At 61.4% G+C, this 10574-nt stretch carries 10 protein-coding genes; 6 read left to right on the forward strand and 4 right to left on the reverse strand.

From position 1 onward, the window contains the following. Both JJE47_10500 and JJE47_10505 read right to left on the reverse strand, forming a co-directional pair. The coding region (locus JJE47_10500; GenBank protein ID MBK5267852.1) for a hypothetical protein at window positions 1-317 on the reverse strand (317 nt) is incomplete at its 3' end. 572 nt (window positions 318-889) lie between these two features. Continuing rightward, window positions 890-1732, reverse strand: coding sequence for a prolipoprotein diacylglyceryl transferase (locus JJE47_10505; protein ID MBK5267853.1), 843 nt, complete (start codon window positions 1730-1732; stop codon window positions 890-892). A gap of 471 nt (window positions 1733-2203) precedes the next feature. Here JJE47_10505 and JJE47_10510 point away from each other — a divergent pair, with 471 nt between their 5' ends. The 4 genes from JJE47_10510 to JJE47_10525 are packed head-to-tail and all read left to right on the forward strand — an operon-like array spanning window position 2204 to window position 5802. Then, entirely contained in the window at window positions 2204-2953 is a 750-nt protein-coding gene (locus JJE47_10510; GenBank protein MBK5267854.1) for a hypothetical protein, read from the forward strand. Window positions 2954-2957: 4 nt separating this feature from the next. Continuing rightward, on the forward strand, window positions 2958-3971 hold the full coding sequence (locus JJE47_10515) for an ABC transporter substrate-binding protein (protein ID MBK5267855.1): 1014 nt from the start codon (window positions 2958-2960) through the stop codon (window positions 3969-3971). Next, complete coding sequence (locus JJE47_10520; protein MBK5267856.1) at window positions 3968-5011, forward strand: iron ABC transporter permease; 1044 nt, start codon at window positions 3968-3970, stop codon at window positions 5009-5011. The genes JJE47_10515 and JJE47_10520 overlap by 4 nt, the downstream gene beginning before the upstream one ends. Beyond that, window positions 5008-5802 (forward strand): heme ABC transporter ATP-binding protein, encoded by a 795-nt coding sequence (locus JJE47_10525; GenBank protein ID MBK5267857.1) that lies wholly within the window; start codon window positions 5008-5010, stop codon window positions 5800-5802. The genes JJE47_10520 and JJE47_10525 overlap by 4 nt, the downstream gene beginning before the upstream one ends. Before the next feature lie 132 nt (window positions 5803-5934). On the opposite strand, the gene JJE47_10530 is transcribed toward JJE47_10525, so the two are convergent. After that, complete coding sequence (locus JJE47_10530) at window positions 5935-6660, reverse strand: nuclear transport factor 2 family protein (protein MBK5267858.1); 726 nt, start codon at window positions 6658-6660, stop codon at window positions 5935-5937. Window positions 6661-6726: 66 nt separating this feature from the next. Next, window positions 6727-7722, reverse strand: coding sequence for a squalene cyclase (locus JJE47_10535; GenBank protein ID MBK5267859.1), 996 nt, complete (start codon window positions 7720-7722; stop codon window positions 6727-6729). A gap of 155 nt (window positions 7723-7877) precedes the next feature. Between JJE47_10535 and JJE47_10540 the strand changes: the two genes are divergently transcribed. After that, on the forward strand, window positions 7878-9653 hold the full coding sequence (locus tag JJE47_10540; protein MBK5267860.1) for an AMP-binding protein: 1776 nt from the start codon (window positions 7878-7880) through the stop codon (window positions 9651-9653). Continuing rightward, on the forward strand, window positions 9646-10574 hold a 929-nt coding region (locus JJE47_10545; protein ID MBK5267861.1), incomplete at its 3' end, for a hypothetical protein. The genes JJE47_10540 and JJE47_10545, both read left to right, overlap by 8 nt.

Here is a 10574-nt window from a genome sequence, read left to right on the forward strand (position 1 = left end):
AAAACCGCAGCCGTGAACCCGACGTACCGATGAAAGTGGGTCATCCTGTCCATTCCATAGCGTCGCTCTGGCCACGGCGTCCTCGAAATAAGCACAAGACCCACCAGCGAAACCAGGGCCGCATACAAACCGGACAATCGGCCGATCGCGATGAGCCATTCCTGGTCGGGAATCCGTGCCGGGCCGCCGTGCACGATCCACATGTAGGCGATGACAACCGCGTTTACGACCAGAAGAAGAATCGGGTCATAGGCCTTGAAAGGCGAGAGGGCAGGTTTGGGAGGCGGACCGGGCGCCCCATATTTCGCACCGATCACCCGTAGGCAGGTGTCGGTCCCCGAACGCTGGCAGGGTCTTTTGCCCGACCACACGATAGCGACAGGTATCTCCGATCAGGGATCGCGCCACAAGCGATTTCACCCCAAATCATCCATCCCGACCGGTTGGTTCCTCGCTCGCACTGGGTCCGTCTCTTCACGATTGTCCGGCAGCAGGTCTGACCTTTCCGTCTCAGAATGGCAGGGGACCCCGTCCTAGGCGGGGTCCCCTCGACTGCAACCTATTTGCAAGCGTTCGCAGCACCCTGACCACCAGACGGCCGATGGCCGCTCGCATTCAACGGGATGAGGCCAGTCGGCCCATTCAGAGGGGCCGCCGCATCGGCCGCTCGCACGAAACCCACGGTGGCCCCAGAGTTCGCATTGTCCGTCGTCAAACATCCGAGTGGCGTAAACCCGTGTACATGGGCGGACGCAGGGATAGCGGTGAGGCTCATTACGGCGACCAGGACACCTGTTCGGATTGCACGCTTCATTCTTCGTCTCCTCCTCTTCGGATCGTCGGAATCAACGATCGCTATCAGCAGTACGGACGACGGAGTTGTCCGGTTCTACTCAATGTTCAGCTCGGCGGGATCGCCCGCTGGCTGTGAGGCGGCGAGCCGCTCTCGAACCACCAAGACCGTCGTGGCGGTGATCACCAACAAGGCGGCAACCCCCTGGTTGGCCCGAACACCCAGGATGATCGTGGCGTTGTCAGTCCTCATGAACTCAAGCAGGAATCGTGCCAACCCGTAGAGCATCACGTACACCAGGAATAGGTTGCCGCGCCGAAGGTCGAAGCGGCGCTCGATCCACAGGACCAGCGGTATCACGACCGCCAAATTCCACAGGCTCTCGTACAGGAATGCCGGATGAAACGTGGGAGAATCCACGTACTCGGCCGGTCGGAACCGCTGGGCGATCTCAACCGCCCAGGGCAAGTCTGACGGGGTTCCGAACAGCTCCTGATTGAAGTAGTTCCCCCACCGACCAATGCCCTGCGCGAGTGGAATACCGATCGCTGCCGCGTCAAGGATTGCCGGGACATCCCCGTGGTGGCGGCGGAACATCCACACTGCGACGATAAACCCAACCGTCAGGCCACCATAGAGGGCCAGGCCCCCTTCCCAGATCGCAAACACATGCCAGAACCCGTTCTTCGTCACGCTTTCGAATCGGGGAAGCACGTAGGCGAGCCGGGCCCCAACAAAGCCCAAACCGACCGCCCATACCAGGAACCTCTCGGCTTCCGCCCGGTCACCGCCGAGCCCTTCGTAGCGCCGGGCCATAACCGAGATCGCCAACACGACCCCGACGCCGATGATCAGCCCGTAGTAGTGGATCGTGAGCGGACCGACCTCAAAGACGTTGTTGGGCGGTGAAGGAATCGACGCAGCCAGTGCGGTCTTCACGCTCGCCAGTCACGCATTAAGGGCATACAAGCCTCCGTCAGATGTGCAGGTTGCTCACAGATCCCCGATCCACATCACAGGTCGGGGACCGAATCTTCAAGTCGCAACGCTAGTCCGCGATCGGTTCAGCTCCATCACGCCTGACCGACCCATTGTGAACGCCGGCGCCTTCAGAAGGGCAGATCTGGAAACCGACGGAGTGAATGAGCCTTCCTTGGCACAGGCAGTGCCGACGTTCGGCGTCGACGAAGAATCGACGTGATCGCTACCCAGAAACATTGCAGAGCCAATGAATCTTGGGCCGCCATTTAGGTCGCGACCTCGGCATGGACCCGCCCGGCAAAGTGTCAACGACTTTGGTGTTCTGATACCGGTTGCCCCGCGAAGAGGGAATCCGACACCGTGTCCAATCGAAGCCGACTGGACGTCCTCATCCCTACCAATAGCATCAACCCTGTTCATTGGAAGGAAGTGGAAACCACTGTGCTGGACGAACGAAGCCTGATTCACTATCTGCCGGTCGTTACCACTGTGGTGGCGACAGCCTTCACCGTGTTGCTGTGGCGTCACTGGCGCCGCAAGCCACAAGCGCGGTACTTGTTGTGGTGGACTATCGGAGTAGCTCTATTCGGCCTCGGGACGCTCACCGAAGCCAGCACGACCATCTTTGGATGGAGCGAACCGCTGTTTCGGTCCTGGTATATCGCCGGCGCACTCCTTGGTGGTGCTCCCCTGGCCCAAGGCACCGTGTACCTCCTCATGAAGAAGCGCACCGCCGATCGGCTGACGGTCGGGATGCTCACCTACGCGGCCATCGTCGCAGTCTTCGTGTTGGCAACGCCCATCAACCTCGACGAGGTCGAGCCGCACCGTCTGTCCGGAGCGGTCATGGGATGGCAATGGGTACGACTCTTCTCCCCACTTCTCAACACCTATGCCCTTATTTTCCTGGTCGGCGGCGCTGGATGGTCTGCCTGGCGATACTGGCGCAGATCCGATCGCCCGAAGTCGCTCGTTACGGGCAATGCCCTTATCGCGGTTGGAGCACTTCTACCTGGCATCGGTGGCTCGTTCACCCGGGCCGGACACGTTGAGGTTCTCTATGTGACGGAACTACTCGGGCTTTCGCTGATCTGGCTCGGATATCGCGCCATGACCAAGGTCACCGCACCCTCGATCCACCCTGCTCAGCAAACCAACTATGCCATTGAAAGGTCATAACCAAATGAGAAAACAACGATCTGCGCTGTTCCTGGCGCTTGCACTGATTCTGGCCGCCTGCGGCGGCACCAGCGCCGAGACGACGGTGGAAACGACGGTCGCCAGTGTGGCCGCCACCACGACAACCACCGAACAGGCCTCCACGACGACATCAACGGCCGCCGTGGCGGAACCGGAGGCAGTGACCTTCGTAGGAGCTGATGGGGTGGAATCGACCATCGAAGACACCAGCCGGATCGTGTCCCTGGGTGGCGACCTCACCGAGATCATTTTTGAACTGGGTCTAGGTGACAATGTCGTCGGTATTGACGTGACGACCACCTACCCGGCCGAAGCAACCGACATTGCCGTCGTCGGATTTGGCCAGCAGATCTCGCCGGAACCCATTCTGGCTTTAGAGCCGACACTCGTCCTGGCCGATACGCAAGCGGGACCGCCAGAAGTTCTCCAACAGATTCGCGACGCCGGAGTCCCCGTGGTCGTCCTTGAATACCAGAGCACGCTGGACGGCGTCGGAACCAAGATCGGGCAGGTCGCCGAAATCCTCGGCGTTCCAGAGGCCGGACAGGCATTGGCCGATCGGGTGAACGGCGAAATCACCGAGGCACAAACCCTGGCGGCCCAGGCCGATACGCAGCCGAATGTTGCGTTCATCTATGTCCGCGGTCCTGAATTGGTACTGCTGTTCGGAGCCGGTATGCCGACCTCGGCCATGATCGAAGGTGCCAACGCCATCGATGTCGCTGCTGCAAGCGGGGTCTTTGGCGCCGCTCCGGTTACACCCGAGGCCCTGGTGGCTGCTGCCCCGGACGTAATCGTGGTGCCGGAATCGGGATTCGCCGCACTGGGCGGAGCGGACGCCTTCGTGGCGATCCCCGGCATAGCCGAAACACCCGCCGGCCAGACCGGGGCCCTTCTGGTCTATGACGAAGCGTACTTTTTCAACTTTGGACCCCGGGTGGGCCAGGCCCTGCTCCAGTTCGTCAAAGATCTGCACCCTGAGCTAGCCGGAGGATGACCGCTTCGGCCAAAGGTACCGGTCAACCAGCCGATCCCTTCGCCTCCAAACGGCGAGCGGTCGCATTTGTCATCGGAGGCTTGCTGCTGGTCGCAACCGCAGCAAGCCTCTCGATGGGAGCGGTAACCATCGACCCGGCCGAAGTGGTGGCAGTCATCCTAAGAAAAGCCGGCGTGGCCGGTGGCCTTGAACCGAGCACCCAGGCCACCGCCGTCGTCTGGGCGATCCGACTTCCCAGAGTCTTGATGGGCATTGAAGTCGGGGCGATGCTCGCCATGGCGGGCATTGTCCTACAAGGGGTATTTCGCAATCCCCTGGCCGATCCGCAGATACTCGGCATCGGCCCCGGTGCCTCGCTTGGTGCAGTCATCGGCTCGGTAGCCGGGGCAGCCCAGGGCGCCATCGCGGGCGGGGCGATAGCGGGCCTACTGACCGCCCTGGTCGTTCGCCGCCTTGGCCGGGGTCGGGGTAACCAGCCCAACCGTTTCATTCTCACCGGCGTCGCATTCTCTGCTGCGCTTACCGCCTGGGTGGGGTTCATCGTGTTTGGAGCCGACCGGACCAAAGTTCCCCCGATTGAGTTCTGGCTGCTCGGAAGCCTGTCGGGAAGTACCTGGCGAACCGTGGCGACAACGCTGACAGTGGGTGGACTGGGCATACTCGGTCTCGCAACCGCAGCCCGGACCCTCGACCTTCTCTCCCTCGGAGAGACCGAAGCGCGTCACCTAGGCGTCGACGTCGACTTTGTAACGACCATCCTGTTGATGGGAGTCGGAATCGTGGCTGGAGCAGCCGCCGGGGCGGTAGGCGTAGTCGGCTTCGTCGGCTTGCTGGTGCCCCATATGGTGCGGTGGTTTACCGGACCATCTCATCGGCCCCTGATGATCGCCGGACTGCTGGCGGGAGCCCTATTCGTTGTGCTCGCCGACCTGGCTGCCCGGACCGCCATATCTCCGATCGAACTGCCCGTCGGGTTGGTAACAGCCGTAATCGGCGGACCTTTCTTCGTTTGGCTTGTCGGTCGGGCACAACGAGCATGACCATTCTGGAAGGAGTCGATGTCGGCTACCGGGTGGGAAGGATCACGCTGGTGTCCGACATAAATCTTCGGGTTGAGCCAGGCGAACTCATAGCCGTGGTCGGACCCAACGGTGCCGGCAAATCGACGCTTCTTCGCCTCCTGGCCGGGGACCTCAAACCTTCGACGGGGCATGTGATCCTACGTGGTGTGCCTATTGAAAAAGTCCCCCACGATGAACTAGCCCTTCATCGGTCGATTCTCCTCCAACATACCAACTCCGAAATCCCGTTTACCGTCGCGGCAGTAGTGACCATGGGTCGTCACCCGCATCGGTTGGACCCGGCCAACTCGGCGGAAGCCGATCAGTTGGCGGTCGAAGATGCGCTCGACCGAACCGGGATCTCACACCTGCGACACCGTGTCTATGCCACACTTTCATCCGGTGAGCAGGGCCGGGTTTCGCTGGCGAGAATCCTGGCTCAAGACGCCCCTGTGGTGCTACTCGACGAGCCAACCACCTCGCTCGACATTGCCCACGAGGAACGGGCAATGGCAGAATTCCGGAGAATGGCAGATACGGGAAGCACCGTCGTTGCCGTGCTGCATGACCTGAATGCGGCGGCACGCTATGCGACCCGGATCATCATGGTGGCGAATGGAACGATTCTCACAGAGGGTCCCGCCCGTGCCGTGTTCACCGACTCCACCCTCACACAGGTCTACGGCCAGTCGATGCGCGTAGTGGACCACCCGTTCGGGGACTATCCGCTCGTGTTGGTCGACAACCCGGCGGCACCCGGTTCTCATTGAGGGCGGTTCACCTTCGAGACGACAATCCCGTCACCTTCATGAAAGCGGCTCCTGACGGTGGCTCCTCATAAGAACAGCATCGCGACGACGAGCATGCCCCGAACCGTCCACAATCCCGTTCTGAGCCAATTGCTACGCACCAGGCGCTGGACAACGGAGCCGTCGGGTTGATCGCCCAGACGCCGGTGGAGGTGTACCTGCACGAACGCGGTTGTAGTCCAGATCGCGACGAGTAGTGCTCCGGCCACCGCATATGTCTCGAACCGTGGCGAAATGACTCGTAATAAGACCGGTCCAGGCGCGATCCCCCATCGACTGCGATAGAGCCGTCGACCCCACGATGTCCGTGAACACGATAGTGGCGGTGCCGATCGCCGCTTCGGCGAGGCTCTCGGAACCTGACTCGGTGTCTATGGCAGTCAGCAGATCCGCCAGCGTCGACGTCAGTTCTACTCCAAGGACCTCCTCGTCGGCGACGGGAATAGAGAAGTGAATCTGGGCAAGTTTCCAGGCATAAGCCTCGAGCACGAAGACCATCGTGATTCGATAGATGAAGACCTGCCCATTCACCAGGGTTCGTTCCTGTTCGACGGCGGCCCAACCCGTCTCGCCGTTTTCATACGCTTCGACCCGGCGAAGGATTGCGTCCTTGACATGCCATGCGTCCTGGTGGATCTGCGACTCGGACCACCCACCGACAACCTGATCGAGGCCCTGCGTCCATTCGTCAAGGTCGCTCCCGATCTGGCGCGCGTATTCTGAGGTTGAATGAAGCGACCGCATCGCATCCATGTCGCGAGCAACGCGAGCGGCGAGAAACCTCCGGACCACTGCTTCGATCTCACTTGACGGCTGCACGTTGCCCTTTCGTAATTCGCTGGAATGTAGCAGTCACTGCCACCCCGGCCAGGAGACCCCTCGCGTCTAGGCGGGTCCCCCGGCGGCGTCCCACCAATTGAGGACTCGCAGAGCACGCAGCGTCACCCAGCGGGACGGATTATCGACGCCATCATCGACGTCAAACCAAACCCGACCCGCAGGTGTCCAGTCGAGCGGCCAGGTACCGTCGTCGAGACGCCGCGACCGAACGTGTTCAATCGCCTCGGCCAGCCGGGGATCGGGCGCCTCTCCGGCGAGGAGTGAGGCTGCTCGGAAGTAATCAAGGGCGCGCAAGACCTCATAGTGCCAGTGGTTCGGGTGCGAGAAATAGAGATATTTTCGATCGACGGTCTCGCCGTTACTGAGCCGACGGAAGAGGTGGCGCTTGAGCAGGTACTCCTCGCCGGAGCGGCGAGCGGCCAGCGATTGCGGGGTACCGCCGGTGGCGCGCTCGTACTCCAGCAAACCTTCGACGACGTTGATCGTGGTATCAAAGGACGACCGAACCGAGCCATTCTCGGTCTCGCAGTTCCATCCTCCATCTTCGAGCACCTCACCAACGAGCCTCTCGACGACTGGAGACATGTCAACGCCGAAGTAGGTGCCGTTGGCGACCGCATTCCCGTTGATGCACGGCTCGACCTCACCCTCCCAGTACGGCTGGTTGTCGTGCTCCCACCGGCAATTCATACCGATGAGTTCGATAGCTCGACGAGCGCTCACAGACGACGGGTCGTACCCAAATTCGCGAAGCTGCGACAGAGCATGACTTGTCGAAGTCCACGGCTGACCTTCTTCGTCCCCCCATCGAAAATCGGCCGGAAAGTGAGCACCACCTGCCCATTGCCCATCGTCATCCTCGTAGGCCATGAGGCGGGCGCCCCACCCTTCCGATACCACCCTGCGACGCTCGGCCTGCCACTCGGCTTGCGGGGCGTCGAGCAGATCGCGCATCACCTGCCAGCGAATAGATGGGTCAGAGTGATCGGGGTCGAGGTGCTCGAGGTCGAGCAGCCAATCAGTCACGTGGGAGTCTGTCATCGGAGAAGTGTACGCGAGTATCATCAGACCGGCCAGCACCGATGCACATCGGGCCGGTACGTTTTTCGGAGATAGATCGATGATGGGCTGGACCCATTGATCTCACTCTCAGTGACCGCTAAGGTGGCGTCGGGGCAAGACTGGGGCAGGGGGAAATGAGAACAATTGTCGAGATCGTTCGCTCGCTAACCTCGTCACGCTCAGACATCCTCCTCGCTCCCGACCGGGCTCCATCATCCGGACTTGACCTGTCCCAAGCGGTCGAGCGCCTCGCCTCGACGATTAGCGGACTTGGCGTTTCCCGTACCGACGTTGTGGCCTCACTCGTGAACAACGGGCCGGAGGCCGTGACGGTATTCCTGGCGTCCGCGGTCGCCGGGATCGCCGCCCCGCTTAATCCGGCGTTCAAGCCCGCTGAGCTGTCGTTCTACCTCGAGGATCTTCGTCCCCGCCTCATGATCGTTCCACAAGACATCTCCGAGGATCTGGTCGAGGCATGTACGCAAGCCGGGGTCCCGATTCTGCGAATCGCCCCTGGTCCGAACGCCGGCTCCGTGACGGTCGCAGATGGTCATCGTGACGCCGATACTCGCACTGCATCGCCTGACCCGGACGACGTTGCGCTCATCCTGCATACATCAGGTACCACCTCACGACCCAAGATGGTGCCGCTCACTCACGCCAATTTGACGGCCTCGGCTTCTCATGTTGCAGGGACACTGCAACTCACGGCGGCAGATCGCGTGTTGAACGTGATGCCGTTGTTTCACATTCATGGCCTCGTGGCGGCCCTGCTCGCCCCGCTGTACTCGGGTGGATCGATCGTTGCAACGCCCGGTTACCTCGCCACCCACTTCTTCGACTGGATGATCGAAACGTCACCCACCTGGTACACAGCCGTACCGACGATCCACCAGTCCGTTCTGGAGAGAGTGAAATCGACCCCGAACGTCCTACTGCCTCCGCTTCGCTTCATTCGCTCTTCATCGGCATCGCTCCCACCAGCAGTAATGGAAGGACTGGAAGGGGCCTTCGCCGCTCCAGTGGTCGAGGCCTATGGCATGACCGAAGCTGCCCATCAGATGTCCTGCAACCCGCTGCCGCCCGCCCACCGCAAACCGGGGTCCGTGGGCATCGCCGCAGGACCCGAAATCGCCATTCTCACTGAGGGTGAGATACACCACAGGACCGGCGAAGTCGGAGAAGTTGTCGTAAAGGGACCCAATGTGACTTCGGGTTACCTGACGCCGGCTGAAGGCGCCTTCGTCGATGGTTGGTTCCGGACCGGCGATCTCGGTCAGTTCGACGATGACGGATACCTAACTCTTACCGGTCGCTCCAAGGAGATGATCAACCGAGCCGGCGAAACCATCGCACCTCGAGAAATCGACGAGGTCCTCCTCGATCACGAATTTGTACGACAAGCTCTGGCGTTCGGCGTACCTGATCAACGCCTCGGAGAGCAGCCCGCCGCCGCAGTGGTCCTCGAAGCCGGAGCAACGATCAACGAACTCTCGCTGCGCCAATGGGTCGAAGCGCGCCTGTCCCCGGCGAAGGTGCCGCGACGGATCATTTTCATGGACTCTCTACCTTTGGGTCCAACCGGCAAGTTGCAGCGCATCGGCATGGCCGAGCGGCTCGGGCTCTCCGATCTCGACGACGTGGCCGGCGCCAATGCCGAATTTGTCGCACCGAGGACGCGCACCGAGGAAGTTCTCGCCGAAATCTGGGCGGAGGTTCTCGGTCGCGATTTGATCGGTGTGGATGACCGTTTCCTTGACCTGGGCGGAGACTCGATGCTGGCGATAAGGCTGCTCACCCGGGTGCGGCAGCGTCTCCAGATCGATCCGTCGATCGTAGCGTTCTTCGATCGACCGACCGTCGCCGCCCAGGCAGATCTCGTCGACGACCTCCTGGTCTCTGATGTCTGAAGCCTCCCGTCGGTCGGCCATCGATGCCCTCATAGCCGAACGGCTTGAGCGATCGGCTCCGATTCCGCACGTCGACTCGACCGAGTCCCCCCTGACCTTTGTGCAGCAGAGCCTGTGGTTGACCTCCCACCTTGAGCAGGGGACGAACAACCGGCCGCTCATACTGAGTCTGCAGGGCGATCTCGACCCCGCGGTACTCGGCAGCGCAATCAAATCTGTCGTTCGTCGACACCCGGTTCTTGGCTCGACGTTCCCCCTGCGCGGGACCGAGCCCGTGCAATATTCCGGAAATCCGACGCCCACCATGGACGTGCGGGATCTGTCCGAGGAGCCCGACCCGTCGGCGGCGGCCCGGAACCTGGCAGACGATCACACATCTCGATCGTTCGATCTGGAGAACGAGGTCCCGTTCATCCCGCTGCTCATTCGGTTATCGCCGACCGATCATCTTCTGGCGTTTGCCATGCATCACATCGTGTTCGACGGCTGGTCGGAGCCCCTCTTCGTCGACGAGCTCATCGCTCATTACGACGCAACTCTCGAGGGAACGGACCCGGCTGGACTACCCGACCTCAAGATCGATTACGCCGACCACGCTCGTTGGGAGCGAGCGACGATCACCGAAGGCTCGTTCGAGACTCAGGTTCAATACTGGCGAGATCAGCTGGCGGATTTGCCGCCAGACCTGGAGTTACCCCGGGATAGGGCCGTCACCCCAAATGCCATAGCGAGTCCCGTCCACGTTCAGATCCCTCAGGGGGTGATGGCTGACCTTGAGGAGCTCGCCAAACGGCACAATGCGACCCTGTTTATGGTCCTCCTGGCGGCTTTGGAGGTTCTTGTCGCACGCCACGCCGGAGTCGACGACGTAGTGGTGGGAGTTCCTACCCCTGGTCGACCGCGATCGGAAACCGAGAATCT

Source organism: Acidimicrobiia bacterium (assembly GCA_016650365.1).
In the GTDB taxonomy this organism is placed as follows: domain Bacteria; phylum Actinomycetota; class Acidimicrobiia; order Spongiisociales; family JAENVV01; genus JAENVV01.